Here is a 26,127-nt window from a genome sequence, read left to right as displayed (position 1 = left end):
GATGGCTGAGAGCGTGCCGGTGCGATGCCCGGCCTGCCGGCGCGAGCATGTGTACGCGGCGCCGGTGTTCCCCTGCGCCTGCGGGGCGCCGGTCCGCCCGCCCCTGGTGCGGGGCGCCGCGCCCGTGCGCATCACGCATCGCACCTGGTCGGACGAGTGGGTCAGCGTCCGCTGCCTGTCCTGCGGACGCCAGGACCAGTGGCCGCACCCGGAGCTCGGCTGCCCCTGCGGGACGATCCTGCGCATCATCGTGCGCTCGGTCGCCACCGGGGCCTGCGAGGGCTCCCCGCAGGCGGCCCCGCCCCTGCACATACCGCTGCCGCCCACGGCGCCCGCGCCCCGGCCCGCCTTCCACCCGGTGACCATCCGAACGGCCCGGGACGCGGTGACCGCCGCCGCGCTGTACCTGAAGTGGCTCGGCTACCGGGACGTGCGCCACGTCGAGCCGCACAACGGCGCCGCCGTCGGCCTGCACGCGCCAGGCCTGGTCGCCCGGGTCGAGCCGTCCACGCGGCGGACCACGGTGCGGGACGTGGAGACCCTGTGGCTGTCGGCGCTCGCCGAGTCGGTGGTGCCCGTGCACTTCTCGCTCGCCGGGTACACGGAGGAGGCCCGCTTCCGCGCGGACACCCTCGCCGTCCCCCTCTTCGTCCTCGACTTCACGGGCACGCCGCAGCCGGTGAACAGTCCTGCGGACGAGCTGGTGACCACGGGAGGCGGGGGCTAGTCCTCCGGACGTTCGCCCCGCACGAAAATCAGCCCCTCCGGCGATTGAGGAGCGGGGGCCGGGGGCGGAGCCCCCTGGGGGTGCGGGGGTTACGCGAACCGTTCCCGGAGCTCCACCTTCCGCACCTTCCCCGACACCGTCATCGGAAAGGCCTCCACGATCTGGAGCCGCGTCGGGATCTTGTAGTGGGCGAGCCGGTCGCGGCAGTACTCGCGCAGCTCGTCCAGGCTCAGCCCGGCCGACTCGTCCCGCAGGATCACGCAGGCCAGGACCTCCTCGCCGTACTTCTCATGCGGAACGCCCACCACCTGGACGTCGGAGATCAGCGGGTGCCCGTACAGGAATTCCTCGATCTCGCGCGGGTAGATGTTCTCCCCACCGCGGATGATCATGTCCTTGATGCGGCCGACGATCTGGACGTACCCGTCCTCCCGCATCACCGCCTGGTCCCCGGTGTGCATCCAGCGGCCGGAGTCGATGGCCTCGGCGGTCTTCTCCGGCTCGTCCCAGTAGCCGAGCATCACGCTGTAGCCGCGCGTGCACAGCTCGCCCGGCTCCCCGCGCGGCACCGTCACCCCCGTGGCCGGGTCGACCACCTTGACCTCCAGGTGCGGATGCACGCTGCCGACCGTGCCGGTGCGCCGCTCCAGGTCATCCGACATGCGCGTCTGCAGCGACACCGGGGACGTCTCCGTCATGCCGTAGCAGATCGACACCTGCTCCATGTGCATCTCGGCGACGACCCGCTTCATGACCTCCACGGGGCAGGGCGAGCCCGCCATGATCCCGGTGCGCAGCGAACTCAGGTCGTACGAGGCGAAGTCGGGCAGGCTCAGCTCCGCGATGAACATCGTCGGCACGCCGTACAGGGACGTGCACCGCTCCTGCTGCACCGCGCGCAGGGTCGCGGCCGGTTCGAAGGACGGGGCGGGAATGACGATGCAGGCGCCGTGCGCGGTGGCCGCGAGGTTGCCCATGACCATGCCGAAGCAGTGATAGAAGGGCACGGGCAGACAGATCCGGTCCTGCTCGCTGTAGCCGATCAACTCCCCCACGCGGTAACCGTTGTTGAGGATGTTGTGGTGCGAGAGGGTCGCGCCCTTCGGGAAGCCGGTGGTGCCCGAGGTGTACTGGATGTTGACCGGGTCGTCACAGCTCAACTCGGCCTCGCGCGCGGCGAGTCGGTCACGCTCCGCGGGGTCGGCGAGCAGCGCGGCCCAGCTGACCTCGTCACCGATGTAGTACGTGCTGCGCAGCCCGGGGCAGCGCGGCCGGACCTCCTCGACCAGGGCGCGGTAGTCGCTCGTCTTGTGGCCGAGGGAGGCGACGAGGACACCGATGCCGGCCTGGCCCAGGACGTACTCCAGCTCGTGCGCACGGTAGGCCGGATTGATGTTCACCATGATCGCGCCGATCCGGGCGGTGGCGTACTGCATCAGCACCCACTCCGGGCAGTTCACCGCCCAGATGCCGACCCGGTCCCCCTTGGCCACCCCCCGGCCGAGCAGTCCGAGGGCGACCTCCTCGACGGCCGCACCGAACTCGGCGTACGTCCAGCGCCGCCCGGACGGCACATCGACGAGCGCATCACGGTCCGGGAACCGGGCGATGGCCCGGTCGAGGTTGCGTCCGATGGTGTCGCCGATCAGCGGAGTGTCGCCGAGGCCGTGTACGTACGAGAGGGGCTGGGTCTGCAGCATGGCGCCAGGATGCCTCGCACCCCGTGGGTACGGCTAGGGCCCGTCGCGGTCTTGCCGCCGTGTCCCCCGCGGCGAACACTGATCTTCATGCCGATACCCATAGTTGTGCTGGTCGGGACGTTGGACACCAAGGGTGAGGAGTACGGATGGGTCCGGGACCGGCTGCGGGAGCGCGGGGTCGGGACGCTGCTCGTGGACGCCGGGATCGTCGGCCCGCCGCGGGTGGAGCCCGATGTGCCGCGGGACGTGGTGGCGCGGGCCGCCGGGAGCGACGTCGCGCGGCTCGCGCGGGACGGCGACCGGGGCGCGGCCGTGACCGTGATGGCGCGCGGCGCCGCCCGGGTCGTGACCGAACTGCACGAGGCCGGGCGGCTGCACGCCGTCCTCGCGGTGGGCGGCAGCGGCGGCACCTCGATCGCGACCAGGGCGATGCGTGAACTCCCCCTCGGTGTACCGAAGTTGATGGTGTCGTCGATGGCGGCCGGGGACGTGTCGCCGTACGTCGGCAGCACCGACATCGCCATGCTCTACAGCATCGTCGACATCGCGGGTGTGAACCGCGTGTCCCGGCCCGTCCTCGCCAACGCGGCCGACGCGGCCGCCGGAATGGCGCAGGGGTACGCGGCGGCCGTGCGGGCCGAGCGGTCCGTGGAGTTCGCCGCCGGTGACCGGCCGCTGGTCGCCGCGTCCATGGCGGGGGTGACGACGCCCGGCGTGGACGCGGCGCGCGCCCGGCTCACCGAACTCGGCTACGAGGTGCTGGTGTTCCACGCCTCCGGTACGGGCGGCCGGTCCCTGGAGGAGCTGGCGGGGCGCGGCCTGTTCGCCGGGGTGCTCGACCTGACGCTCTGCGAGATCGCCGACGACGCGCTCGGCGGGATCCTCACCGCGGGCCCCGACCGCCTGACCGCCGCCGGGCGCGCCGGACTGCCCCAGGTGGTCGCGCCCGGCGCCCTCGACATGATCAAGTTCGGGCCGATGGACACGGTGCCCGAGCGGTTCCGCGACCGGGGGCCGCGCGTGCACAACCCGTCCATCAGCGTCGTCCGCACGACGGTCGAGGAGGCCGCCGAGCTCGGCCGCCGGGTCGCCGCGAAACTGTGCGGGGCCACAGGGCCGACGACGCTGTACCTGCCGTTGCAGGGCCTCTCCACCCTGGGCTGCCCCGGCGGCCCGTACCACGAACCCACCCTGGACCAGGCGTTGTTCGGGGCGTTGCGGGAGGGGCTGCGCGGCAGTGCGGTGGAGGTGGTCGAGGTGGACACGCACCTCAACGATCCGGAGTTCGGGCGGGGGGCGGCGGAGCGGTTGCATGCGGCGGTGATCGGGGGTTGAGGGGCTTCTCCTCCCCCACCCCGCCCCTTCCCGACAGTCCTGCCGGAGGGGCCTCCTCAATCGCCGGAGGGTTTATCAGCCCCTCCGGCGATTGAGGAGCGGGGGCTCAGTTGACCGTGCGCCCCATCCCCTCCCAGTACGGCTCGCGCAGCTTGAACTTCTGGATCTTGCCGGTGGCCGTGCGGGGGATCTCCTCGCGGAACTCGACGCTCGTGGGGGCCTTGTAGCCCGCCATGCGCGCCTTGCAGTGGGCGATGATGTCGGCCTCCTCGGCCTCCTCGCCCTCGGCGAGGACCACCAGGGCCTTGATGGTCTCGCCCCACTTCTCGTGCGGGACGCCGATCACGGCGACCTCGGCCACCGCAGGGTGGCTGAAGATGGCGTCCTCGACCTCGATCGACGAGACGTTCTCGCCGCCGGTGATGATCACGTCCTTCTTGCGGTCGGAGATCGTGAGGTGACCGTCCGCCGCGTCGAGGGTGCCGCCGTCGCCGGTGTGGAACCAGCCGCCCTCCAGGGCCGCCTCGGTCTCCTCGGGCTTCTCCCAGTATCCGTCGAGTACGACATTGGAGCGGGCAAGCACCTCACCGGCGTCCGAGACCTTCAACTTGACGCCGAGCGCGGGCAGTCCGGCGCGGGACAGCTTGCGGGCGCGCTCCTCGGCGGGCAGCTCCGCGTCGGCGGGGCGGGCCCGGTTGAAGGTGAGCACCGGGGACGTCTCCGTCAGGCCGTAGATCTGGGTGAACTCCCAGCCCAGCTCGTCGCCGACACGCTGGATCATCTTGGTGGGCGGCGGCGCGCCCGCGCACACGATGCGCACCTTGTCCCGGCCCGGGATCTCGCCCTGCCAGCTCGCGGCCGCGTCCAGGACCATGTTCCACACGGCGGGCGCCCCGCACATCAGCGTGACGCCGTGCTCCTCGACGCGGCGCAGGATCTCCGCGCCGTCCACCTTGCGCAGCACCACTTGCTTCACGCCGAGCCCGGCCATCACGTACGGCATGCCCCAGCCGTTGCAGTGGAACATCGGCAGGGTGTGCAGGTAGACGTCCTGCTCCCAGGAGCGGGTGTGCAGGCCGAAGGTGAGGCCGTTGACCCAGATGTTGCGGTGGGTGAGCTGGACGCCCTTGGGGCGGGCGGTCGTGCCGGACGTGTAGTTGATGGTGGCGGTGGCGTCCTCGTCGGGGTTCGACCAGGGGCGCGGCTCGACGCCGAAGCGCATCAGCTCCGTGTCGGTCTGCTCGCCGAGCACGAAGCGGTGCCGGGCCTTGACCCCGGCGAGCGCCTCGTCCAGCTCGGGGTCGACGAGCAGCACGGAGGCGCCGCTCTGCCGCACCACGTACTCGATCTCCTCCGGCTTGAGGCGGAAGTTCACCGGCACACAGATCCGGCCGCTCATCGGCACCGCGAAGAGGAGCTCAAGCAGGCGCGTGGAGTTGTGGCTGACGACCGCCACGCGCTCGCCCTCGCCGACACCGAGCGCGTCGAGCCCGGCCTGCCAGGCCCGAACCCGCTCACCGAGCCCGCCGTACGTCAACTCCGGTACAGCGAGGGCTGGTTGGGCGGGTTCGTCGATCACGCCGGGCCTTGAGGCGAACCCCAGCTCGGCCCGGTCGAGGAAGTCCGCGACGGTCATCGGTGTCCGCATGCCTGTCTCCTGTCGTCCGGTGGTCACTGACATCGTGCCACCCCCTATTTTGAGCCTCTGCGGCGATTGAGGAGCGGGGTCCGGGGCGGAGCCCCGAAGCGCCGCAGCCACGCGGCGCCAGCCGCATATCGGACACAGCCGGGAAGGGGAGGGGATCAGATCCAGCCCGTCTGGGGGCACCTCCCAGCGGTAGCTGGGGGAATTTGAGGACGAGCGCGGAGCGCGATCGGCGTGCGGCGGCTCGGTCTAGGCCTCCTTGCCGACCTCCCCCAATGACGGCGCCGGCGCCGCCGCCGGATCAAGGACGCGGGCCAGGAACGTACGAGTCCGCTCGTGCTGCGGATCCCCCACCACCCGCGCCGCCGGCCCCTCCTCCACGATCACGCCGCCGTCCATGAACACCACCCGGTCGGCCACCTCCCGGGCGAAGCTCATCTCGTGCGTGACGACCAGCATCGTCATGCCCTCCTGCGCGAGCGAGCGCATCACCGCGAGGACGTCCCCGACCAGCTCCGGGTCGAGCGCGGACGTCGGCTCGTCGAAGAGCATCAGCTCCGGGTCCATGGACAGGGCCCGCGCGATGGCGACGCGCTGCTGCTGCCCGCCGGAGAGCTGCGCCGGGTACGCGGACGCCTTGTCGGCCAGACCGACCCGCTCCAGGTTGGCGCGGGCCACCCGCCCCGCCTCGGCCTTGTCGCGCCGCAGTACGCGCCGCTGGGCGAGCGTCAGGTTCTCCAGGACCGTGAGGTGCGGGAACAGGTTGAAGGACTGGAAGACCATCCCGATCCGGCGCCGCACCCGGTCGATGTCCACGTCCGGGTCGGTGACTTTCGTACCGGCGACGGAGACCGTCCCCGACGTCGGCTCCTCAAGGAGGTTGACGCAGCGCAGGAGCGTGGACTTGCCCGAGCCGGACGGCCCGATGACGCAGACGACCTCGCCGCGCGCCACCGTGATGTCGATGCCGCGCAGCACCTCCAGGTCCCCGAACGCCTTGTGCAGACCCCGGATTTCGATCTGGGCAGCGGTAGCAGTAGTAGCAGCAGCACTCATCCTGGCCCTCAACTCGCCTTCGCCGTACGGGATTCCAGGCGCCGCACCAGATGGCCCAGCGGCAGCGTGATCATGAGGTAGAGCAGACCGGCGATGAGGATCGGCGTGAGGCTCTTGTGCTCGTTGAGGGCGTCCCGGCCGAAGTTGGCGAGCTCGTACTGGCCGAGGGAGAGCCCCAGGAGGTAGACGAGGGACGAGTCCTTCGTCAGCAGGATCAGCTCGTTGGTGAGCGGCGGCAGGACGATCCGGAACGCCTGCGGGATGATCACGGAGATCATGGCGCGGCCGTGCGGCATCCCGAGCGAACGGGCCGCCTCCATCTGCCCCTTGGGCACGGCGCGGATACCGGCCCGGATGGTCTCCGCCATGTACGCGGCGCCGACGAGTCCGAGCGCGAGCATCACCGTCACGTACTTGTCGAGCGCGACCTCGAAGGCCAGCGGCACACCGAAGCCGAGCGCGATGAACACGAGCAGCGCGGGCACACCGCGGAAGAACTCGATGTACGTGACGGCGAGCCAGCGGTACGGCGGCACCGACGACAGCCGCATCAGCGCGAGGACAAGCCCGAGCACGAGCCCGAAGCCGAAGCCGAGCAGCGTGTACAGGACGGTGTTGACAAGCGCGGTCACCAGGATGTCGGGGAACTGCGCCTTCGCCACCTCGACGTCGAAGAACGCCTGCCGCAGCCGCTCCCAGTCGGCGAGCAGGACGACGGCGAGGAGTGCGACGGCGAGCAGTGCGTACTGGGCGCCCCGGAAGGCGCGGGCCCGCTGTCTGCGGGAGAGGGGCGCCATCACTTGCTCTTGGGGGCCGTGCCGAACCACTTCTTGTAGATCTTGTCGTAGCGGCCGTCCTTCTTGGCCGCCTTGATGACCGCGTCGGCCTTCTCGCGGAGCGCGTCGTTGCCGGTGCGGAAGCCGATGCCGTACTGCTCACCGGTGTCGAACTCGGCGGTGACCTCGGTGTCCGGGTTCTGCTTGACGTAGTCGTAGAGCACGCCATTGTCGTTGATGCCCGCGGCGACCTGTCCGGACTTCACGGCGGCGAGGAGCAGCCCGACGTCCTCGAACTCGACGAGCTCCACACTCTTCGGCGCGTTCTTCTTCGCGTACTCACCGCCGGTGGTGGCCTTCTGGTACCCGAACTTCTGCCCCTTGAGGTCGGCGAATTCCTTGTACGGCTTGCCTTTTCGGGTGATCAGGGCCTGCGTGGCGTCGAAGTACGGCGTCGAGAAGTCCATGACCTTGTCGCGCTCGGGCGTGATGGTCATGCCGGCCGCGGCGAGGTCACACTTGTTGGTGTTGAAGTCCTGGCCGGTTTCGATGCCTTCGAAGGGCGTGTTGACGATCTCCTGCTTCACGTCGAGTTCCTCGGCGACGAGGTCCACGAGGTCCACGTCGAAGCCGACGATCTCGCCGCCCTTCTTCGACTGGAACGGCGGGTACGGCAGGTGCGTACAGGTCTTGAGGACGCCCTCGGAGACGAGCTGCACCCCGCCGTCCTTGCCGCCGGAGTTGCCGTCCGACTTGGTGCTGGTACAGCCCGTGAGCAGCAGCGCTACTGCGGCGCCCACTGCGGTCACGGGTATGGCGGGGCGGAGTGACACGGACACGGGGCCTCCAAGGCGGCAGCAGCCGGACAACCGAGCAGCGTGGTACGTCATGGTGCGCGTGGTGCGTGGTTCGTCCCGCGCCGCACGTGGCGGGCGAGTTGCTGCATCTTAGAGTCGCGCGTGGTGGTTGTGACAGGGGTGATCGCGTGGCCGATTCCGATCGGCTGCCGGAACCGGCCCTGGACCGGTCCGTCACTCCGGATCCGAGGTCTCCGCCTCCACCGCCGCCCGGGTCAGCGGACCGTATACACCGCTCTCCTCGCCGATGTCGCGAGCCTGCTGGAAGCGGGTCACGGCCGCCTCCGTGGCCGGGCCGTACGTGCCGTTGGCGGACGCGACGAGCAACTGCAACTGCTGGAGTCGGAGTTGCAGCTCCGTGACCTGCTCTCCGCTGTCACCCCTGCGGAGGGTTCCGGCGGCGGAGGCGGCTGCGGAGGACGGGCGGTCGCTCGTGGTGCTCCGGGGCGTCGCGGGCGTCGTCGGCCGCTGCGAGCTGCGGCTCGCGCGCTCGCTCTTGCGCTCCGTGGGCGTCGGGGAGGCCGACGTGGCCGGATCGGTGACCTGAACGGTCTGCGCCGGGCCCGCCTCGGCACCCGGTTCGCCCCCGCCGGAGAAGAATCCGCCCGCCACGCCGACGGTCACCGCGACGACGGCGGCGGCCCCGGCGAGCAGCCCGTACCGCCAGCCCTTGCCCGCCGCTCCGGGGCCGTCGGCCCGGCTCAACTCCGTTGACTCGACCTCCACTTCGAGCGGGAGCTCGGCCTGTACGGGTCCGCGTGGCGGCAGTGCGCTCGGGCGGTCGAAGAGCTGGAGGACTTCCTGAGTCGGCTGGGTGTCGGCGGCGTCGGGCGGGGCGACGTGCCCGAAGACGGGGTCGGTCGTCGGCGGCTCCGCGGTGCTCGGTTCGGCCGCAGGCGGCTCCTTGGCGCTGGGTTCGGCCGTCACCTCCTCGCGCGCCCGCAGGGCACAGTCGCAGGCGGGCCTGAAGTCCGCCTGAAACGCGGTTCCGCATCCGGGGCAGCTCTGTCCACTCACCGTTCGTCCACACACCTTCCATGAAGCAGCCACCGATTATGCAGACCATCGCGCCGTCTGCACACCGCCCTCATTCCTCCTCCCACCCCTTCATTCCCGACACTTCGGCCCAAACGATCTTCCCGATCTCCCGCTCCCGTACGCCCCAGGAATCCGCCAGCGCGGACACGATCCGCAGCCCGTGACCGCCCGCGCTCCCCACCTCCGGACGACGCTCCCCACGGGCGTCCGCCACCTCGATACGCAGGAGTTCACCGCGCCGCGCCAGGGTGAGCGCGAAGTCCCGTCCGGCTACGCGGCCGTGCGTGACGGCGTTCGCCGCCAGCTCGGCCACGATCGACGCGACCGCGTCGGAGGTCTCACCGCCGTGTGGGAAACCCCACTCTTCGAGCTGACAGGTAGCGAGCCGCCGAGCGAGGCGCGCGCCGCGCGGGGTCGCGCTGAACCTCTGCTCGAACTGGACGGAAAGGAGGCGGATTTGGGGTTCCATGTCCCCGAGCGTGGCCGTTTGCTCCTACGCTGACCAGTGACGACTGAACGACGGAGCGTAGCCGTACGGGTCCGCTCCGCTGGGTGTACGGGGTGGTACGGGTATGGGTGAGGAACGACCTGAGCGGCCGGTGGAAGCGGACGGTACGGCGCATCTGTTCAGCGCCCTCGGCAAACAGATCAAGGTGTTCCGGGAAGCGCGGGGGCTCAGCCAGAAGGAGCTGGCCGACCGGGTGCACTGCAGCCTGGACCTGGTGTCCGCCGTTGAGCGCGGCGTTCGCACCCCGCAACCGGACTTCCTGAAGCTGGTCGATGAGGCTCTCGACGCCGGGGGCGTGCTGGCAGCGGCGATTCCGGATGTACGGGAGGCGTTGTCGCGGGCGCGGACGCGGCATCCGGAGTGGTATCGGGGGTACGCGCGGTTGGAGGGGGAGGCGGTGGAGTTGCACTTCTACGCCAACGCTGGTGTACCTGGGTTGTTGCAGACCGCTGAGCATGCGGAGTCCGTGTTCCGCAACCGTCGGCCGCTCTTGGGCGAAGAGACCATCGAGAAGCGCATCGCAGACCGGCTGGACCGTCAAAAGGTGCTCGCCCGCCGACCAGCGCCTGTGATCAGTTACGTACTGGAAGAGGCCATCCTGGACCGCCCGATCGGCGGGCGGAAGGTACATGAGACGCAGCTGCGACGTATCGCTGCGGTGGGCCAGATGCGGAACGTCGAACTTCAGGTGATGCCGACAGACTGCGAGGAACACCCAAGCCTGGACAGCGCGTTCAACCTCCTGGTTCCCAAGGACCAGAACCACCAGATCGGTTACACCGAATCGCAGGGCCATCCCCGGCTGGTCACCGACGCCGCCGAAGTCCGGCTGCTCGCGGAGCGCTATGGGATCATGCGTGCGGCGGCTCTCACGCCACGCAAGTCCTTGGAGCTGATCGAGAGGAAACTGGGGAAGCGATGAACTCCACAGAGGAACTCGCCTGGTTCAAGTCGAGTTACAGCAGCGGCGAAGGCGGCGAGTGCCTCGAAGTCGCTTACGACTGGCACAAGTCCACGTACAGCGGCGGTGGCGGCGGCGAGTGCCTAGAACTCGCCCAATCCCTCAGCACCACCGGGCACTTGATCCACATCCGCGACTCCAAGAACCCCACCCTCCCCCACCTCACCACCAGCCCCGACGCCTGGTCGGCGTTCCTCACGTATGCGAGGCGCTGAACTTTCATGCCGCACAACCCACTTGCCTGGATCGCCGAGTTCCAGATGTGCTACAGCCTGACCTTGGTGGAGGGCCTGACTGCTTCGGAGCTGCTCGATCGGCTCGGGTGCCCGCCAGGTCGGAGGCGACGCTCGGCAGGCCCCGAGGACGTGAAGGAGTTCTCCAGGGAGTCAGCAGCGGCCGGACAGGAGCATGGCGTCGTGCAAGCCGGGGTCTCGGCCGGTTGGGCCTGGGCCCTTGAGCCCAGAACCCTGCTTGCCAACGACGGAGACCGTCTCGCCGCCGCCTCCCACGGCACCCGTCTGATCAGTTGCTGCTACAACGGCAACGCTCTGGGCTACGTACAGCACTGGGTGGACAGCGAGTTGATCACCTTTTTCGACGACGACGCCCCCGAGCTGCGCCACGAGGAGGACGGCTCGGACCCCGACCGGCTGGTGGACCACATGCGCCGAGTCGGGTTCCGCGACGAGCCTGCGGACGACCTTGCCGGGGACGACATGGGCGACGAAGAACTGCCGCAGTTCGCATCGTTGGCGCTCCTGCACGCATACACCGGAGTTTCGTTCGACGCGCAGGAGGCCGACGACTGTCTGCTCGGCGAGCTCAGCCCACGCTGATCCAGTACTTCTCGCCGTCGATCACTCGTCGGTCCTGGTAGAAACGCGAGAGGGTGCCGCCGACCGAGACGTTGTATGTGCTCGGTACGTGCCCGATGGTGCAGCGACTTGACGGGGTCACATTGCGGACGTAGTGGATGACCCACTTGCCGTTCTTGTTCTCCGGTCGAATCTCAGCGCAGTCCTTGCCCTTGAGTCCGGACTCGCCACCGCTCTGCCGGGTGGCCGCGAACGGGAACTCGTCACAACTGTCACTCGTCACCCGGCGGTCCTTCTTCCAGGTTCCGTCCCGGCAGATCATCCGCCGGTTGGTCCGCTGGGTGGACTTGTTCGCCTGGCGGACCAGCGGTTTACCTCGCCCCTGCCAGCCCCAGTGCCCCTTGAGGTTGTTCATCGACCAGGCAACATTGGCATGCCCCTCATGCGTGAGCGGCAACTCCAGCACAGGTGCCGCAGCGGGGAACACACAACCGCGGCTCTTGCCGTCCGGTGAGGCCTTCAAGTTGAAGGTCTTGTCACAGCGGATCTTCATGGGCGTGCCGAACCAGGCCGGGGCGATGAGCACTTGGGCCGTGCCGCGAATGGTGATCGTGCTCTTCATGCGGAAGCTCTGCACAGGCACACCAGCCGTCCATGCGTGGTCAGTCGTCCCGCTCTGCACCCGTCCCGGACGCATCGGCCGCGGCCCCGGCCAAGCGGAGTCGGCGCGGCACGCACCGCCACTGCACGATGTGCCCCAAGCGGCCGTGAGCCCCTTCGCCGTACCTCGTGCCGAAGTGAGCTGCAGAGTGTTGCTGGTGCTCACCCGCCCTGTCTCATGGCTGAGCTTGATCTGCTGAGTGGCGGTGAAGGCCGCACGGCCGGTGGGCCGCTTGGTCCTCAGGTCGATCACGGTGTACGTGAGGGTGGTCCGGCCGCACGCGTCGAAGCGCGTGTACCACCAACGACCCGGATTGGCACGGCAGGCGACGCCGGCCCGGGTCGTGATCTGCTCAGCGGTGCCGGCCTCCGTCTCGGGCTTCGTCGCCCTGCCGACATCCCAGCAACCGATCCGGTCCAGCCCCTTGTCCAAGAACCGTCCAAGCGCCGACTTGACCTTCGCACAGGTCCGCTCGAACTCGAACTTCACGGCCCCGGCGTCCTGTGCTCGCGGCGCGCGGCCCGCAGGTTCGATCACCTGCGAGGGAGGCCTGCCGCCGCCGCCCTTGGCCTCCGCGTCGGCACCCTCATCAGGCCCGCATGACACCACGCCCGCCAGCAGCACGGCGACCAGGGCCGTGCGCAGAGCCGTACGGGATATTGCAGCAGCCGATCTCACGGCTCTCCCCCTAGATCATGATCATGCCAATTGAGTGATCATGAAATCATGGGCCCGTCGCTGCGTAGCAGCGCCCCCAATTCGCCACTCACGGAGTCCACTTGGCCTCCACAGTCGTCAACTTTCCGGCTCCGAACGGGCTTACCGCCCCGGCACCACAGCCACCGCACAATGCGCATGCAACAGCACCGCGTTGGCGACCGAGCCCATGATCAGGGAGTCCGTGGTGAGGCGGCGGTGGTGGCGGCCGACTACCAGGAGGTCGGCTGTGCGGGAGGCCGTGACCAGGCGGCCCGCGGGGTCGGCGGGGGCGACCACCGGGTCGACGGCGACCTTCGGGTAGCGCTCCGCGAACGCGGTGAGGCGTTCGCGTTGGCCCGCCGTCAGCGCCAGGCCCACACCGCGCGCGTCCGCCGCGTCGCCGGGGACCAGGTCGCCCATCGTCGTCAGGGCCCGCAGCGGCACCCGGTACGTGGAGACGACCTGGAGCTCCACGCCCCGCCGTGCCGCCCCCGCGAACGCGAACTCGATGACCTCGTCGGCCGTCTCCTCCGGGTCGAGCCCGAGGACGACCCGGCCGGGCGGACCGGTCTGACCGGAGGCTTCGGCGGTGCGGGACTCGTGCGGGACGACCACCACAGGGCACGGGGCCTGCGCGGCGCACTTGCGGCCGGTCGAGCCGAGGAGCAGCGCCGCGAAACCGCCGAGGCCGCGGGAGCCGAGGACTAGGAGGCCTGCCTTGCGGGCCAGCTCGCAGAGCGCGGGGGCGGGGTGGCCGTCGACGGCGACGTACCGCACGGGCGGCGCCTGCTCCCCGTACCCGGCGAGGATCTCCTCGACCTTGGCGCGTACGGGATCGGGGCCGTCCGTCGACGCGGAGCCGCGGCCCGCGCGGACGTGCGCGGCGACCACCTCCGTGCCATGTCCGAGAGCCGCCTCGATGGCCCAGGTGAGGGCCTTGAGGCTGGGTTCGGAGCCGTCGACCGCGGCCAGGACCGGAGCGCTCGTACTCATCTCTCCAGCGTGCGGCCGGACGGCGTCGGACGGCAGGGCCTAAGGTCCCGAGGTGCGGGCTTCCGGCGAGCGGGCCACCGCGCGCAGGCAGCTGCGGACGAAGTCCCTGACCACCGGGTTCTCGTCGTCGGCGGGTGCCCAGGCGACGCCCACGGAGGTGGGGGCGACGCCGTCGACCGGGACGTAGGTCACACCGGGCCGGGCGTAGAAGCGGGCGGCCGAGGCGGGGGCGAGCGCGATGCCGTAGCCGTTGGCGATGGCGCTGAGCCATTCGTCGGGCTGGTCGGTGACGGCCCCGATCTTCGCGGGCCGGTCGGCGGGGCGGGCCTCGGCGGCCAGCCAGTAGTCGCAGAAGGGGCCGGTCGTGGGCGGGGCGGCGATGAACGGCTCGTCCCACAGCTCGGGGAAGTCGAGGCGCTCGCGCCCGGCCAGCGCATGTCCCGAGGGCAGGACGGCCATCCGCTCCTCGGTCAGCAGCACCTCGACGCGGTACGTGTCCTGGCCGGGGAACGGCAGCCGGAGCAGCGCCGCGTCCACCTCGCCGTCGGCGAGCCCGGCGGTCGGGTTGGACCAGGCGGCCTGGCGCAGCTCGACCCGCAGTCCGGGGCGGCGGCGCCCGAAGTCCGCGACGATGTCCTGCGTGGCCTCGTTGGCGGCGCTGGCGAGGAACCCGACGCGCAGCACCCGCGCCTCCGCCCGGCCCGCGCTGCGGGTCTCGCGTACGGCGGTGTCGACGGCGGCGAGGACGCCGGGGGCGCGTTCGGCGAGGGCGTGGCCGGGTCCGGTGAGGGCCATACCGCTGCGGGAGCGGGTGAAGAGCCGTACGCCGAGAAGCTGCTCCAACTGCTTGATCTGCTTGGTCAGGGCCGGCTGGGAGAGGAAGAGGCGCTCGGCGGCGCGGGTCAGGTTCCCCTCCTCCGCGACGGCGACGAAGGAACGCAAGAGCCGGGAGTCCACATCCATGCCTTCAGGTTATGGATGCAGGTATTGGACGGCCAGGCGGGGGTGGGGCGAGGGTCGAGGTGACCGCATCACCGCGGGGCCTCGACACCGAGGCCGCCGGAGTCGGAAGGACCACGCCATGTTCGTCGCGTACGTCGTCTTCACCCTCGTCACCGCCCTCGTCGTCGGAGCGATCGGCGTGCTCGACCTCCGTCGGGTGCCTGCCGTGCTTGCGACCTCGGAGGCCGTGGACGTGCCCGTCTCCTGGGTCGCGCCGCTCGGCGTGCCGAAGGTCGCGGCGACGCTGGGGCTGCTGCTCGGCCTCGCGGGCTGGCGGTGGCTCGGGGTGGCCGCGGGCGTGGGCCTGGTGGTGTTCTTCATCCTGGCCGTGCTGACGCACCTGCGGGCCCGGGTCTACAGCACGCTCTGGGCGCCGGCCGGGCTCGTGGTGCTCTCGGCGGTCACGCTGTGGCTGGGGGTGGCGGTCCCCGCGTAGGCCTGGCTTGGGGGGCTCAGGCCACCGACCCGATCCGTCCCGTCGGCGGCTGCCGGCCGTCGTGGTGGATCGGGGTGTGCGCGCCGGTCAGGGAGACCCCGTGGCCGCCGCGCCGGTTCGCGACGATCTCCGAGGCGATGGACAGGGCGGTCTCCTCGGGCGTACGGGCTCCGAGGTCGAGGCCGATCGGGGAGCGCAGGCGGGCCAACTCGATCTCGGTGACGCCGACTTCGCGCAGGCGGCGGTTGCGGTCCTCGTGCGTACGGCGGGAGCCCATCGCGCCGACGTACGCGACGGGCAGGCGCAGGGCGAGCCGCAGCAGGGGGACGTCGAACTTGGCGTCGTGGGTGAGGACGCAGAGGACGGTGCGGGCGTCGACCTGCCCGGCCTCGTCCTGCCGCTCCAGGTACTGGTGGGGCCAGTCCACGACGAGGTCGTCGGCCTCGGGGAAGCGGCCGCGGGTCGCGAAGACGGGGCGGGCGTCGCAGACGGTGACGTGGTAGCCGAGGAACTTGCCGATGCGGACGAGCGCGGAGGCGAAGTCGATGGCGCCGAAGACGATCATCCGGGGTGGGGGGACGGCGCACTCGACGAGCAGGGTCACGGTGGGGGTCTCGTCGTCCAGGGCGGCGCAGCGCGAGCCGTCCTCTCCGATCTTGACGGTGCCGGTGCGGCCCGCGTCGAGGAGGGCCACGGCTTCGGCGGCCGCGGTGCGGTCGAGCTCGGGGTGGCCGCCGAGGGCGCCCTCGTAGCGGCCGTCGGGGTGGACGAGCAGGGCGTTGCCGAGGAGTTCGGACGGGGCGTCGACGACCCGCGCGACCGCCGCCGCCTCACCAGAGGCGGCGGCGGCCAGCGCGGCCGCGAACACTCCCCGTCCCGGAGCGTCCGCGGGTATGGGGGTGACGAGGATGTCGATGATTCCGCCGCAGGTCAGACCGACGGCGAAGGCGTCCTCGTCGCTGTAGCCGAAGCGCTCGACGACGCTGTGGCCGTCCTGGAGCGCCTGTTGGCACAGCTCGTACACGGCGCCCTCGACGCACCCGCCCGATACCGATCCGATGGCGGTGCCCTCGCTGTCCACGGCGAGTGCGGCACCTGGCTGACGGGGACCGCTGCCGCTGACCGCCACGACGGTGGCGATCGCGAAGTCGCGTCCCTGCTCGACCCACCGGTTGAGTTCTTCGGCGATGTCCAGCATGTCGGCCTCCAACAAAAACGATACGTGCGCGGGCGCGGGAGAGCTTGCCGCGTTCCGCAGCCCCGGACCAGGCCCTGGCCTGATCCGGGGGAGACGGCCTAGTGCCCGGATCCGGTGGCGAAATAGAAGATGAACACGGCCGAGAGGATCCACATGAAGATGCTCGGGTCCCTCCACTTGCCCTGCGCGAGCTTGATCGCGCAGTAGGCGATGACGCCGCAGCCGACACCGGCGGTGATGGTGTAGGTGAACGGCATCAGGACGACCGTCAGGAACACCGGGGCCGCGACGGACCAGTCGGTCCAGTCCACGTGGCGGGCGTTCTGCAGCATCATCGCGCCGATGACGACGAGCGCCGCCGAGGCGACCTGGTTCGGCACGAGCTGGGTGAGCGGCGTGAAGAACAGGCAGGCGGCGAAGAACAGTCCGGTGACGGTGGCGGAGAGGCCCGTACGGGCGCCTTCGCCGACGCCGGACGCCGACTCGATGAACACGGTCTGACCGGAGGCACCGGCCACACCGCCGACCGCGCCGCCGGCGCCGTCGATGAACAGGGCCTTGTTGAGGCCGGGCATCTTGCCGCGTTCGTCGGCGAGCTTGGCCTCCTGGCCGACGGCGATGATGGTGGCCATCGCGTCGAAGAAGCCGGCGAGGACCAGGGTGAAGACGATCATGCCGACGGTGGTGGCGCCGAGCTTCTCCCAGCCGCCGAACTCGATGTCTCCGAAGAGGCTGAAGTCCGGCATGGAGACGACGCTGCCGTGCAGGGTCGGGGCCTTGCCGCCCCACTCCTTCTCCGAGATCAGGCCGGTGGAGGTGGCGAGGACCGAGATCACGGTGCCGACGACGATGCCGAGGAGGATCGCTCCGGGCACCTTCCGGGACTGCAGCATGAAGATCAGGATCAGCGTGAAGGCGAACAGGGCGACCGGCCAGCCGCTCAGGTGCCCCTCGACGCCGAGGGTGACGGGCGCGCCCTTGCCCACGAAACCGGCGTTGACGAAGCCGATCATCGCGATGAAGAGGCCGATGCCCATGGTGATTCCGTGCTTCAGGGGCAGCGGAATCGCGTTCATGATGACTTCTCGTACGCCGGTGGCGACCAGAAGCATGATCACGACGCCGTAGATCACACACATGCCCATGGCCTGCGGCCAGGTCATGTCGGGGGCGACCTGGGTGGACAGGACGCCGGAGACGCTCAGACCCGCGGCGAGCGCCAGCGGGACCTTGCCGATGAAACCCATCGCCAGAGTGGTGACCGCGGCTGCCAGAGCGGTCGCGGTGATCAGCGCCGGCTGGCTCATCTTGTTGCCGAGCGCGTCCTCACCGCCGAGCAGCAGCGGGTTGAGCAGGAGGATGTAGGCCATCGCCATGAAGGTGGTGATGCCGCCGCGCACTTCGCGCGGGATCGTCGATCCTCGGTTGGTTATGTGGAAGTACCGGTCGAGCCAAGACCTGCCGGCGGGGACACGCGAGCCGTTGGCCGCGTCTTCCGCGACAGTCTTGGGCTCCACTGACGATTGGGTCATGGGGCCTTCTCCCAAGGTTCACAGGGACATCCGCACGCTGCGGAATTTGGGATGTTGCTTGGCTGCACGACCCGGGGGACGGCCCGAGACGAACGGTCGAGTTCCGGGGGACAGGGGGGAGCCGGACTCCCCGGAACTGAACTGCCTGGTGCTGCTTGGTACTTGCTGGGTACTGCTGGGTTGGTGCTGGGGACTTTCTGGGTGGTGCTGGGGACTTGCTGGATGACGCTGGGTACTTGCTGGGTGGTGCCGGGTGCTGCTGTGGCCTCGGGGGGCCGCCGCGGCTTCGGAAGAGTCACGGCGCCCCCGCCGGGGTCACGTTCCGGTGAGGTGCTCGGGACGCACGGGCGTCCTGTTGAGCTCCAGACCCGTCGCGTTCCGGATCGCCGCGAGGACGGCCGGAGTTGACGACAGGGTCGGGGCCTCACCGATACCGCGGACTCCGTACGGAGCGTTCGGGTCCGCAAGCTCGAGGTAGTCGACCGGGATGGTCGGCGTGTCGAGGATCGTGGGGAGCAGATAGTCCGTGAAGGAGGGGTTCTTCACCTTCGCGGTCTTCGGGTCGACGATGATCTCCTCCATCACCGCGACGCCCAGGCCCTGGGTGGTGCCACCCTGGATCTGGCCGATCACGGAGAGCGGGTTGACGGCCTTGCCGACGTCCTGGGCGCAGGCCAGTTCGATGACCTTGACCAGGCCGAGCTCGGTGTCCACCTCCACCACCGCGCGGTGTGCGGCGAAGGAGTACTGAACGTGGCCGTTGCCCTGGCCGGTGACGCGGTCGAAGGGCTGAGTGGGCCGGTGCCGCCATTCCTGCTCGACCTCCACGGCCTCGTCTTCCAGAACTTCCGCGAGGGTGGCGAGCACTTCGCCGCCGTCGGTGACGACCTTGCCGCCCTCCAGGAGGAGTTCGGCACTGGCCCACGCGGGGTGGTACGAGCCGAACTTGCGCCGGCCGATCTCCAGGACCTTCTCGCGGACGATCCCGCAGGAGTTCTTGATGGCGCCGCCGGTCACGTACGTCTGGCGGCCCGCCGAGGTCGAACCGGCCGAGCCCACCTGGGTGTCGGCGGGGGCGATGGTGACCTGCTGGACGCCGAGCTCGGTGCGGGCGATCTGCGCGTGGATGGTGACGCCGCCCTGGCCGACCTCCGCCGCGGCCGTGTGGACCGTGGCGACGGGCTCGCCGTTGATGACCTCCATGCGGATCCTGGCGGTCGAGTAGTCGTCGAAGCCCTCGGAGAAGCCGACGTTCTTGATGCCGACCGCGTAGCCGATCCCGCGTACGACGCCTTCGCCGTGCGTGGTGTTGGAGAGGCCGCCGGGCAGCGCGCGGACGTCGACGCCCTCGGAGCTCTCCCAGTCGCGCTCCGGCGGCAGGGGCCGGGCCTTGACGCGGCGCAGGAGCTCGGCGACCGGGGCGGGCGAGTCGACCCGCTGACCGGTCGGCATGAGCGTGCCCTGCTCCATCGCGTTCCGCTGTCGGAACTCCACCGGGTCCAGGCCCAACTTCGCGGCCAGCTTGTCCATTTGAGCCTCGTACGCGAAGCACGCCTGGACCGCGCCGAAGCCGCGCATGGCGCCGCAGGGCGGGTTGTTGGAGTAGAGGCCGATCGCCTCGATCTCGACGTCGTCGACGACGTACGGGCCGACCGACAGGGACGAGGCATTGCCGACGACCGAAGGCGTGGACGACATGTAGGCGCCGCCGTCGAGGACGATCTTGCACTTCAGGTGCGTGAGCTTGCCGTCGCGGGTGGCGCCGTGCTCGTAGTACAGCTTCGCGGGGTGCCGGTGGACGTGCCCGAAGAAGGACTCGTACCGGTTGTAGACCATCTTCACCGGCTTGCCCGTGCGCAGGGCCAGCACGGAGGCGAGAATCTGCATCGAGATGTCCTCGCGACCGCCGAACGCGCCGCCGACACCGGCCATCGTCATCCGCACCTTGTCCTCGGGCAGGCCGAGGCAGGGGGCGATCTGCTTGAGGTCGGAGTGCAGCCACTGGGTGGCGACGTAGAGGTCGACACCGCCGTCCTCGGCGGGCACGGCGAGGCCGGACTCCGGGCCGAGGAAGGCCTGGTCCTGCATGCCGAAGGTGTACTCGCCCTTGACGATCACGTCGGCCTTCTTGGCGGCCTCGGTCGCGTTGCCGCGGATGATCGGCTGGCGGTGGACGATGTTCGGGTGCGGGACGTGCGCGGCGTGGTGGTCGGCGCGGTGCTCGTGGACGAGTACGGCGTCGGGGGCGGTCGCGGAGGCCTCGTCGGTGATGAGGGGCAGCTCCCGGTACTCGACCTTGATCTTCGCGGCGGCGCGGCGCGCGGTCTCCGGGTGGTCGGCGGCCACGAGGGCGACCGGCTCGCCGTGGTGGCGGACCTTGCCGTAGGCGAGGACCGGGGTGTCCTGGAACTCCATGCCGTAGTTCTTCGCGGCCGGCAGGTCCTCGTGGGTGAGGACGGCGTGGACGCCCGGCACGGTCAGGGCCTCGGTGATGTCGATCGACACGATCTCGGCGTGCGCGACGGTGGACCGCAGGATCTGGCCCCACAGCATGTCCTCGTGCCACATGTCCGAGGAGTACGCGAACTCGCCGGTGACCTTGAGGGTTCCGTCGGGGCGCAGCGTGGACTCGCCGACGCCGCCCTTGGTCCGGGAGCCCTGGGTGACGTTGGTGGGGACGCCCGCGGGGGACTGTGCGGGGGTCTGTGCGGGGGTCTGTGCGCTGGTACGAGCCATGGTCAGACCGCCTCTCCCTGTCGGGCGGCGGCGAGCCGGACCGCGTCCAGGATCTTCTCGTAGCCGGTGCAGCGGCAGAGGTTGCCGGAGAGCGCCTCGCGGATGTCCGCGTCGGACGGCGAGTCGTTGCGCTCCAGGAGCTCGTCGGCCGCGACGAGGAGACCGGGGGTGCAGAAGCCGCACTGGACGGCTCCGGCGTCGATGAACGCCTGCTGGACGGGCGCGAGGTCCGTGCCCTCGCCGGTCTGCGAGTCGGTGCCCTCGGCCCGCCAGTGCTGGGCGTCCTGGAGGGACGTGCCGGACGTGCCGGACGTGCCGGACGCGCCCTGGTCGGAACCGCAGGCACCGGTGGCTCCGGTGGCTCCGGTGGCGCAACTCCCGTGCTCGGCACGCTGCTTGGCGAAGTCGGCGAGGCCCTCGACGGTGACGACCTCGCGCCCCTCGGCCTGACCGGCGGCGACGAGGCACGCGCACACCGGCACACCGTCGAGGCGGACGGTGCAGGAACCGCACTCGCCCTGCTCGCAGGCGTTCTTCGAGCCCGGCAGGCCCATGCGCTCGCGCAGGACGTAGAGCAGGGACTCGCCCTCCCAGACGTCGTCGGCTTCCTGCTGACGGCCGTTGACCGTGAAGTGGACGCGCATGGTCAAGCAACTCCTTCCGCGCCGCGGCTCTTGCCGCGGTACGACTCCCAGGTCCAGCCGAGGGTGCGGCGGGCCATGACGCCCACGGCGTGCCTGCGATAGCTCGCGGTGCCGCGGACGTCGTCGATCGGGCTGGCGGCGCCGGAGCAGAGCTCGGCGAACTGCTTCGCGATCGACGGAGTGATGATCTTTCCGTTGTCCCAGAAGCCGCCCTCTTCCAGCGCGGCGTTCAGGAACTCCTCGGCCGCCTTCGCCCGGATGGGGGTCGGGGCGGCGGATCCGATGCCCGTACGTACGGTGCGGGTCTCGGGGTGCAGGGCGATACCGAAGGCGCACACGGCGATGACCATGGCGTTCCGCGTACCCACCTTGGAGAACTGCTGCGGTCCGTCGGCCTTCTTGATGTGCACCGACTTGATCAGCTCGTCGGCCTCCAGGGCGTTGCGCTTCACGCCGGTGAAGAACGCGTCGATCGGGATCAGCCGGCTGCCGCGCGCCTGCGACTCGACCTCGACCTCGCAGTCGGCGGCGAGCAGCGCGGGGTGCGCGTCACCGGCGGGCGAGGCGGTGCCGAGGTTGCCGCCGACGCCGCCGCGGTTGCGGATCTGCGGCGAGGCCACGGTGTGCGAGGCCAGCGCGAGACCGGGCAGCTCGGCGCGGAGCTCCGCCATGATCCTGCTGTACGGGACGGAAGCGCCGAGCTGGACGGTCTGCTCGCCCACGTGCCAGTCCTGGAGCTCGCTGATGCGGTTGAGGTCCACGAGGTACTCGGGACGACGGTGGTCGAAGTTGATCTCGACCATGACATCGGTGCCACCCGCGATCGGCACAGCCGTGGGGTGCTCGGCCTTGACGGCGAGCGCCTCCTCCCAAGTGGCGGGGCGAAGGAAGTCCATGATCGGCTCTCTTCCTCGTGGCGGGTGGTGCGGCTCGTGGGTGGTGCGGCTCGTGGGGGGGGGTTCGGCTCGTGGGGGGGGATTCGGCTCGTGGCGGGCGATTCGGCTGGTGGCGGCTGGTTCGGCTGGTGGCGGCTGGTTCGGTACGAGTCCTCGGGGCGGGGCGTTCGGTGCGGGCCTCGGGCCCATCGCCCCTGGTGCTCGGCTGACTCGTTCATGTTCTGTTAACGCGGAATGGCGTTAGTACACCGCTCAACACCGTCCCAGGGTCAGTCACCGAAACCATGAAGGAGTTGGCTGGTGACCCAGCCCATCTTGTAGATTCGTATGAAAGACGGGGCTCGGCGATCTCACTCTTTCCAGCTGACACCCGTCCGAAGATCAACGACAAGTTCGAGACAGGATCGGCGGCGAACAGATGCGGCTGCGCGCATTGCTGGAGACCGACGCGCTGGGGCTGCGGCTGCTCGGCGGCGAGGACGAGCTGGACCGGACGGTCCGCGGCGTGATGACCACCGACCTGCGGGACCCGAGCCGGTATCTCTCCGGCGGCGAGCTGGTCCTTACGGGTATGGCCTGGCGCAAGGAGCCCGCCGACTCGGAGCCCTTCGTGCGCATCCTCGCCTCGGCGGGCGTGGCCGCGCTCGCCGCGGGCGAGGCCGAATTCGGCGCCGTACCGGAGGACTTGGTCGCCGCCTGCACGCAGCACCGGCTCCCGCTCTTCGCGGTCAACGAGCGCGTCGCCTTCGCCACGATCACCGAGCACGTGGTCCGCCAGGTCTCCGGCGAGCGGGCGGGCGACCTGGCCGCGGTCGTGGACCGGCACCGCCGCCTGATGACCTCCGGCCCGGCGGGCGGCGGCCCGGACGTGGTCCTCGACCTGCTCGGCTCCGACCTGGACCTGCGGGCCTGGGTGCTCTCCCCCACCGGCCGGCCCATCGCCGGTTCCGGCGGCGCGGGCTCCGCGCTGCCCCCGCCGGTCTGCGCCGCCCTGGCCGCCGAACACCTCGCCGCCTCCCGTACGGGCCGCCGGGGCCCGCACCGCGTGGCGGTCGGAGGGGGCGGCACGACGTACTCGCTCTTCCCCATCCGCAGCAGCGGCCGCGGTACGGGGACGGCGGCGGCGCGGGACGTACGCGAGACGGTCCTGTCGGACTGGTTCCTCGCCGTCGAGGCCGACGCGGGCGACTGGCCGGAGGAGCGGCTCGACCTCCTTCAGGGCGTCACCCAGCTGATCGCCGTCGAGCGCGACCGCCGCGACGCGGCCCGTACGGTACGCCGCCGCCTCGCCCAGGAGGTCCTGGAGCTGGTCCAGACGGGCGCGGCGCCCGCCGAGATCGCCGCCCGCCTGCGGGTCGCGGCCCCCGTGCTGCTGCCCGGCCTGGGCGCGGCCCCGCACTGGCAGGTCGTGGTGGCCCGGGTCGAGTGGGAGGGCGGGGACATCGAGGGCGGCCCGGTCGCCCAGTCGCTCCTGGAGGAGATCCTGGTCGACCCGCACGCGGCCGGGCCCGAGCCCTCGGACCGGATCGCCGTCGCGCACACCGGCGACGAGGCGATCGCCCTCGTACCGCTGCCCGCGGTCGCCGCGGACCAGGAAGGCGCGGAGCCGGGCCTGCTTGCCGATTCGCTCCTGGAGACGGTCCGCGACCCGCTGTCCGGCGGCCTCGACGGCGACGGCCGGCTCACCCTCGGCGTCAGCGCGTCCGTGCACTCGGCGGAGGGGCTGCGCGGCGCCCTGGAGGAGGCCCGGCACGCCCGCCGGGTCGCTGCGGCCCGCCCCGGGCGCGTCTGCGCGGCCGGCCACCAGGAGCTGGCGTCCCACGTCCTGCTGCTGCCGTTCGTCCCGGACGACGTACGCCGCGCGTTCACGGCCCGCCTCCTGGACCCCCTGCGCGACTACGACCGCCGCCACCGTGCGGAGCTGATCCCCACCCTGGAGGCGTTCCTAGACAGCGACGGCTCCTGGACCCGCTGCGCGACCCGCCTCCACCTGCACGTGAACACGCTGCGCTACCGGGTGGGGCGCATCGAGCAGTTGACGGGGCGCGACCTTTCGCGGCTTGAGGACAAGCTGGACTTCTTCTTGGCTCTTCGGATGAGCTGAGGTTGGAGGGGCCTGCCCCCTGGGGGCTCCGCCCCCGGGCCCCCGCTCCTCAAGCGCCGGAGGGGCTGGATTTTGCCGTCGCTCGGCTGGCGCGCCGTCGTGGCTGGTCGCGCCCCGCGGCGGAGCCGCACATGTCACAGCCCCGCGCCCCTTTCGGGGCACGGATGCCGAGCCCAAATCCAGCCCGTCCGGCGTTTGAGGACGAGCGCCTCAGCGCGATACGGGGTCCGGGGCGGAGCCCCGTATCGCCGCTTAACGGAAGCAGTTTTCCGTGATACGGAAGCCATCCGTTTGTGAATTCCTTCACCTACCCCCTTGGCGCCCCGCAGGATTCCGTGCTGAGATGCACGCCACAGCTCAATGACGCGCTCCGGGGAGGGGAATGTGGCGGACACCGCCATGTCTGATTCTGGTTCCGTGTCCACACCCGCACCCGGCGGCCCCGCCCCCGGCGCCCGGGCCTCCGCAGTGCAGAACGCGGTGTGGCGCCTGCGCTCCCGAGGCTGCTGGACCGACGCGGCAGCCCTGCTCGAACACGACGACAGCCCACCCGCCGCACTCCAGCGCACCGCACTCCTCGTGGAGCGCTGCCTCTTCACCGAACAGGGCTGGAGCGACGCCGAGGACGCCCTGCGCGCCGCGGAAGCCCTCGCCGGTACGGACGACGAACGCGGCGCCGCAGCCTGCGAGCGCGGTCAACTCGCCTACGCCGCAACGGTCCTGGGCGTCCGCGACCGTTCCGACGAGGCCCGCGTCGCCCTCAGCCGCGCCGCCGCCCTGATCGCACCGGGCGCCGCGGCCCGCCCCCTGCTCGACTACCGGCGCGGCCTGATCGCCGAACACCTCGCCGACTCCCCCCAGGCCGCCCGCGCCGCCTACCGCCGCGCCCACGCGGGAGCCACCGCCAACGGCGACCAGCTGCTGCTCTCCTCCACCTGGCGCCACCTCGCCGGACTCGCCCTGCGCGACGGCGAGTTGGCCGAGGCCCGGCACGGCTTCGCGGAGACGCTCCGGATCCGCGAAGAACTCGGCTTCCTCGTCGGCACGGCCCCCGCGCTCACCTCGCTCGCCGAGGCCGAGACGGAGCCCGAGGCCACCCGGCTGCGCGCCGAGGCCGCCCGGCTCTACCGGCTGCTCGGCAACGTACCGACGTGGCTGGCCGCCCAGTTGACCCGACCCGCACCGGCGGCCTGAGGGCGGCCGGGCCCAGGGGGCGGCTCCGCGAGGGAGGCTCTGAGCAGGACAGACTCTCCCCCATGAACTACCTCGAACAACACTTCGGCCTCGGCGGGCGCACGGCCCTCGTCACCGGCGGCAGTTCCGGTATCGGGCGGGCCATCGCCCACGCGCTCGCCGGTGCCGGAGCCCGGGTCGTCCTGATGGCCCGTCGGGAAGAGCAGCTGAAGGAAGTTGCCGATGAGATCAACTCGGCTGGTTTGCAGGCCAGTTGGGTGAGCGCCGACCTCGGCGACCGGGACACGCTGCGCGCCGCCGCCGACCGCGCGGCCGAGGCGTACGGCGAGCCCGACATCCTCGTCACCTCGGCCGGTGTCAACCTGCGGCCCCCGCTCGACGAGCTGAGCGAGCAGGACTGGGACACCACCATGGCGGTCAACCTCGACGCCCCGTTCCTGCTCGGGCAGCGCTTCGGGCCGACGATGGCCGAGCGGGGCTGGGGCCCGTCTCCCCGATCTTTGCGGATCAGCCCGCGGCGTCTGGTGCGGTGCATCGGCGTGCGCCCGGATCGCCCTCGTACTGGACGTACTTGGGTGATTCGGGCGTGCGGCGAGGTGCCGTGCCAGGCGTCG

24 protein-coding genes are annotated in these 26,127 nt (G+C 70.8%); 9 read left to right on the top strand and 15 right to left on the bottom strand.

Going from position 1 to position 26,127, the window contains the following annotated elements; all coding sequences use genetic code 11:
* The first annotated feature begins 1 nt into the window (after window position 1).
* Entirely contained in the window at window positions 2–727 is a 726-nt protein-coding gene (locus tag RCO28_RS23610; RefSeq protein WP_308943232.1) for a hypothetical protein, read from the top strand.
* An 89-nt stretch (window positions 728–816) separates the two neighbouring features.
* Here RCO28_RS23610 and RCO28_RS23605 read toward each other — a convergent pair whose 3' ends face one another.
* Window positions 817–2,427, bottom strand: a complete 1,611-nt coding sequence (locus RCO28_RS23605; RefSeq protein ID WP_308943231.1) for an AMP-binding protein — start codon at window positions 2,425–2,427, stop codon at window positions 817–819.
* A gap of 93 nt (window positions 2,428–2,520) precedes the next feature.
* Between RCO28_RS23605 and RCO28_RS23600 the strand changes: the two genes are divergently transcribed.
* Window positions 2,521–3,762, top strand: coding sequence for a Tm-1-like ATP-binding domain-containing protein (locus RCO28_RS23600; protein ID WP_308943438.1), 1,242 nt, complete (start codon window positions 2,521–2,523; stop codon window positions 3,760–3,762).
* Between the two features lie 106 nt (window positions 3,763–3,868).
* On the opposite strand, the gene RCO28_RS23595 is transcribed toward RCO28_RS23600, so the two are convergent.
* The 6 genes from RCO28_RS23595 to RCO28_RS23570 form a co-directional block, all read right to left on the bottom strand.
* A complete protein-coding gene (locus tag RCO28_RS23595; protein WP_308943230.1) occupies window positions 3,869–5,410 on the bottom strand; it encodes an AMP-binding protein in 1,542 nt (513 codons plus the stop codon).
* A 246-nt stretch (window positions 5,411–5,656) separates the two neighbouring features.
* The gene (locus RCO28_RS23590; protein WP_308943228.1) at window positions 5,657–6,463 is read right to left on the bottom strand and encodes an amino acid ABC transporter ATP-binding protein; all 807 of its coding nucleotides are present in this window, start codon (window positions 6,461–6,463) and stop codon (window positions 5,657–5,659) included.
* Between the two features lie 8 nt (window positions 6,464–6,471).
* Window positions 6,472–7,260: an amino acid ABC transporter permease gene (locus RCO28_RS23585; RefSeq protein WP_308943226.1), complete on the bottom strand. Its 789-nt coding sequence runs from the start codon at window positions 7,258–7,260 to the stop codon at window positions 6,472–6,474.
* Window positions 7,260–8,072, bottom strand: coding sequence for an ABC transporter substrate-binding protein (locus RCO28_RS23580; protein WP_308943437.1), 813 nt, complete (start codon window positions 8,070–8,072; stop codon window positions 7,260–7,262). Before RCO28_RS23580 ends, RCO28_RS23585 begins: the two co-directional genes overlap by 1 nt.
* 198 nt (window positions 8,073–8,270) lie before the next feature.
* Complete coding sequence (locus RCO28_RS23575; RefSeq protein ID WP_308943225.1) at window positions 8,271–9,023, bottom strand: peptidoglycan-binding domain-containing protein; 753 nt, start codon at window positions 9,021–9,023, stop codon at window positions 8,271–8,273.
* Window positions 9,024–9,183: 160 nt separating this feature from the next.
* A complete protein-coding gene (locus RCO28_RS23570) occupies window positions 9,184–9,603 on the bottom strand; it encodes an ATP-binding protein (protein ID WP_308943224.1) in 420 nt (139 codons plus the stop codon).
* Window positions 9,604–9,706: 103 nt separating this feature from the next.
* Between RCO28_RS23570 and RCO28_RS23565 the strand changes: the two genes are divergently transcribed.
* The 3 genes from RCO28_RS23565 to RCO28_RS23555 are packed head-to-tail and all read left to right on the top strand — an operon-like array spanning window position 9,707 to window position 11,439.
* The gene (locus tag RCO28_RS23565) at window positions 9,707–10,564 is read left to right on the top strand and encodes a helix-turn-helix transcriptional regulator (protein WP_308943222.1); all 858 of its coding nucleotides are present in this window, start codon (window positions 9,707–9,709) and stop codon (window positions 10,562–10,564) included.
* The gene (locus RCO28_RS23560) at window positions 10,561–10,818 is read left to right on the top strand and encodes a DUF397 domain-containing protein (RefSeq protein ID WP_308943221.1); all 258 of its coding nucleotides are present in this window, start codon (window positions 10,561–10,563) and stop codon (window positions 10,816–10,818) included. The genes RCO28_RS23565 and RCO28_RS23560 overlap by 4 nt, the downstream gene beginning before the upstream one ends.
* A gap of 6 nt (window positions 10,819–10,824) precedes the next feature.
* Window positions 10,825–11,439 (top strand): DUF6461 domain-containing protein, encoded by a 615-nt coding sequence (locus RCO28_RS23555; protein WP_308943219.1) that lies wholly within the window; start codon window positions 10,825–10,827, stop codon window positions 11,437–11,439.
* On the opposite strand, the gene RCO28_RS23550 is transcribed toward RCO28_RS23555, so the two are convergent.
* The 3 genes from RCO28_RS23550 to RCO28_RS23540 all read right to left on the bottom strand — a co-directional run bounded on the left by RCO28_RS23550 (window position 11,426) and on the right by RCO28_RS23540 (window position 14,734).
* A complete protein-coding gene (locus tag RCO28_RS23550) occupies window positions 11,426–12,703 on the bottom strand; it encodes a hypothetical protein (protein ID WP_308943218.1) in 1,278 nt (425 codons plus the stop codon). The two genes, RCO28_RS23555 and RCO28_RS23550, sit on opposite strands and share 14 nt — an antisense overlap.
* A gap of 195 nt (window positions 12,704–12,898) precedes the next feature.
* Window positions 12,899–13,771 carry a universal stress protein gene (locus tag RCO28_RS23545; RefSeq protein WP_308943217.1) on the bottom strand — a complete coding sequence of 291 codons (873 nt, stop codon included), beginning with the start codon at window positions 13,769–13,771 and terminating at the stop codon, window positions 12,899–12,901.
* Window positions 13,772–13,810: 39 nt separating this feature from the next.
* The gene (locus RCO28_RS23540; RefSeq protein WP_308943215.1) at window positions 13,811–14,734 is read right to left on the bottom strand and encodes a LysR family transcriptional regulator; all 924 of its coding nucleotides are present in this window, start codon (window positions 14,732–14,734) and stop codon (window positions 13,811–13,813) included.
* Between the two features lie 118 nt (window positions 14,735–14,852).
* On the opposite strand from RCO28_RS23540, the gene RCO28_RS23535 reads away from it, so the two are divergent.
* Window positions 14,853–15,209 carry a DoxX family protein gene (locus RCO28_RS23535; protein ID WP_308943214.1) on the top strand — a complete coding sequence of 119 codons (357 nt, stop codon included), beginning with the start codon at window positions 14,853–14,855 and terminating at the stop codon, window positions 15,207–15,209.
* Window positions 15,210–15,225: 16 nt separating this feature from the next.
* On the opposite strand, the gene RCO28_RS23530 is transcribed toward RCO28_RS23535, so the two are convergent.
* The 5 genes from RCO28_RS23530 to RCO28_RS23510 form a co-directional block, all read right to left on the bottom strand.
* Entirely contained in the window at window positions 15,226–16,407 is a 1,182-nt protein-coding gene (locus RCO28_RS23530; RefSeq protein WP_308943213.1) for an XdhC family protein, read from the bottom strand.
* Window positions 16,408–16,505: 98 nt separating this feature from the next.
* The gene (locus RCO28_RS23525; RefSeq protein ID WP_308943212.1) at window positions 16,506–17,939 is read right to left on the bottom strand and encodes an NCS2 family permease; all 1,434 of its coding nucleotides are present in this window, start codon (window positions 17,937–17,939) and stop codon (window positions 16,506–16,508) included.
* A gap of 315 nt (window positions 17,940–18,254) precedes the next feature.
* Window positions 18,255–20,675 (bottom strand): molybdopterin cofactor-binding domain-containing protein, encoded by a 2,421-nt coding sequence (locus RCO28_RS23520; RefSeq protein WP_308943211.1) that lies wholly within the window; start codon window positions 20,673–20,675, stop codon window positions 18,255–18,257.
* 2 nt (window positions 20,676–20,677) lie between these two features.
* Window positions 20,678–21,319: a 2Fe-2S iron-sulfur cluster-binding protein gene (locus RCO28_RS23515; RefSeq protein WP_308943210.1), complete on the bottom strand. Its 642-nt coding sequence runs from the start codon at window positions 21,317–21,319 to the stop codon at window positions 20,678–20,680.
* Between the two features lie 2 nt (window positions 21,320–21,321).
* Window positions 21,322–22,215, bottom strand: coding sequence for an FAD binding domain-containing protein (locus tag RCO28_RS23510; protein WP_308943209.1), 894 nt, complete (start codon window positions 22,213–22,215; stop codon window positions 21,322–21,324).
* Window positions 22,216–22,633: 418 nt separating this feature from the next.
* On the opposite strand from RCO28_RS23510, the gene RCO28_RS23505 reads away from it, so the two are divergent.
* The 3 genes from RCO28_RS23505 to RCO28_RS23495 form a co-directional block, all read left to right on the top strand.
* Complete coding sequence (locus RCO28_RS23505) at window positions 22,634–24,319, top strand: PucR family transcriptional regulator ligand-binding domain-containing protein (RefSeq protein ID WP_308943208.1); 1,686 nt, start codon at window positions 22,634–22,636, stop codon at window positions 24,317–24,319.
* Between the two features lie 384 nt (window positions 24,320–24,703).
* Window positions 24,704–25,513 (top strand): hypothetical protein, encoded by an 810-nt coding sequence (locus RCO28_RS23500; RefSeq protein WP_374991228.1) that lies wholly within the window; start codon window positions 24,704–24,706, stop codon window positions 25,511–25,513.
* A gap of 62 nt (window positions 25,514–25,575) precedes the next feature.
* Window positions 25,576–26,127, top strand: a 552-nt coding sequence (locus RCO28_RS23495) for an SDR family oxidoreductase (RefSeq protein WP_308943206.1), incomplete at its 3' end; no start/stop codon positions are given.

The sequence above is a fragment of the Streptomyces sp. LHD-70 genome (genome assembly GCF_031157275.1).
In the GTDB taxonomy this organism is placed as follows: Bacteria; Actinomycetota; Actinomycetes; order Streptomycetales; family Streptomycetaceae; genus Streptomyces.
The sequence above is the reverse complement of the archived record's forward strand: the minus strand, read 5'-3'. Positions and strand labels throughout refer to the sequence as shown.

Excerpts from the sequence above, each read along its gene's own strand:
- RCO28_RS23610 (WP_308943232.1), top strand. The coding sequence starts at position 2 with ATGGCTGAGAGCGTGCCGGTGCGATGCCCGGCCTGCCGGCGCGAGCAT.
- RCO28_RS23605 (WP_308943231.1), bottom strand. The coding sequence starts at position 2,427 with ATGCTGCAGACCCAGCCCCTCTCGTACGTACACGGCCTCGGCGACACT.
- RCO28_RS23595 (WP_308943230.1), bottom strand. The coding sequence starts at position 5,410 with ATGCGGACACCGATGACCGTCGCGGACTTCCTCGACCGGGCCGAGCTG.
- RCO28_RS23590 (WP_308943228.1), bottom strand. The coding sequence starts at position 6,463 with ATGAGTGCTGCTGCTACTACTGCTACCGCTGCCCAGATCGAAATCCGG.
- RCO28_RS23585 (WP_308943226.1), bottom strand. The coding sequence starts at position 7,260 with ATGGCGCCCCTCTCCCGCAGACAGCGGGCCCGCGCCTTCCGGGGCGCC.
- RCO28_RS23570 (WP_308943224.1), bottom strand. The coding sequence starts at position 9,603 with ATGGAACCCCAAATCCGCCTCCTTTCCGTCCAGTTCGAGCAGAGGTTC.
- RCO28_RS23565 (WP_308943222.1), top strand. The coding sequence starts at position 9,707 with ATGGGTGAGGAACGACCTGAGCGGCCGGTGGAAGCGGACGGTACGGCG.
- RCO28_RS23560 (WP_308943221.1), top strand. The coding sequence starts at position 10,561 with ATGAACTCCACAGAGGAACTCGCCTGGTTCAAGTCGAGTTACAGCAGC.
- RCO28_RS23555 (WP_308943219.1), top strand. The coding sequence starts at position 10,825 with ATGCCGCACAACCCACTTGCCTGGATCGCCGAGTTCCAGATGTGCTAC.
- RCO28_RS23545 (WP_308943217.1), bottom strand. The coding sequence starts at position 13,771 with ATGAGTACGAGCGCTCCGGTCCTGGCCGCGGTCGACGGCTCCGAACCC.
- RCO28_RS23540 (WP_308943215.1), bottom strand. The coding sequence starts at position 14,734 with ATGGATGTGGACTCCCGGCTCTTGCGTTCCTTCGTCGCCGTCGCGGAG.
- RCO28_RS23535 (WP_308943214.1), top strand. The coding sequence starts at position 14,853 with ATGTTCGTCGCGTACGTCGTCTTCACCCTCGTCACCGCCCTCGTCGTC.
- RCO28_RS23530 (WP_308943213.1), bottom strand. The coding sequence starts at position 16,407 with ATGCTGGACATCGCCGAAGAACTCAACCGGTGGGTCGAGCAGGGACGC.
- RCO28_RS23525 (WP_308943212.1), bottom strand. The coding sequence starts at position 17,939 with ATGACCCAATCGTCAGTGGAGCCCAAGACTGTCGCGGAAGACGCGGCC.
- RCO28_RS23520 (WP_308943211.1), bottom strand. The coding sequence starts at position 20,675 with ATGGCTCGTACCAGCGCACAGACCCCCGCACAGACCCCCGCACAGTCC.
- RCO28_RS23515 (WP_308943210.1), bottom strand. The coding sequence starts at position 21,319 with ATGCGCGTCCACTTCACGGTCAACGGCCGTCAGCAGGAAGCCGACGAC.
- RCO28_RS23510 (WP_308943209.1), bottom strand. The coding sequence starts at position 22,215 with ATGGACTTCCTTCGCCCCGCCACTTGGGAGGAGGCGCTCGCCGTCAAG.
- RCO28_RS23505 (WP_308943208.1), top strand. The coding sequence starts at position 22,634 with ATGCGGCTGCGCGCATTGCTGGAGACCGACGCGCTGGGGCTGCGGCTG.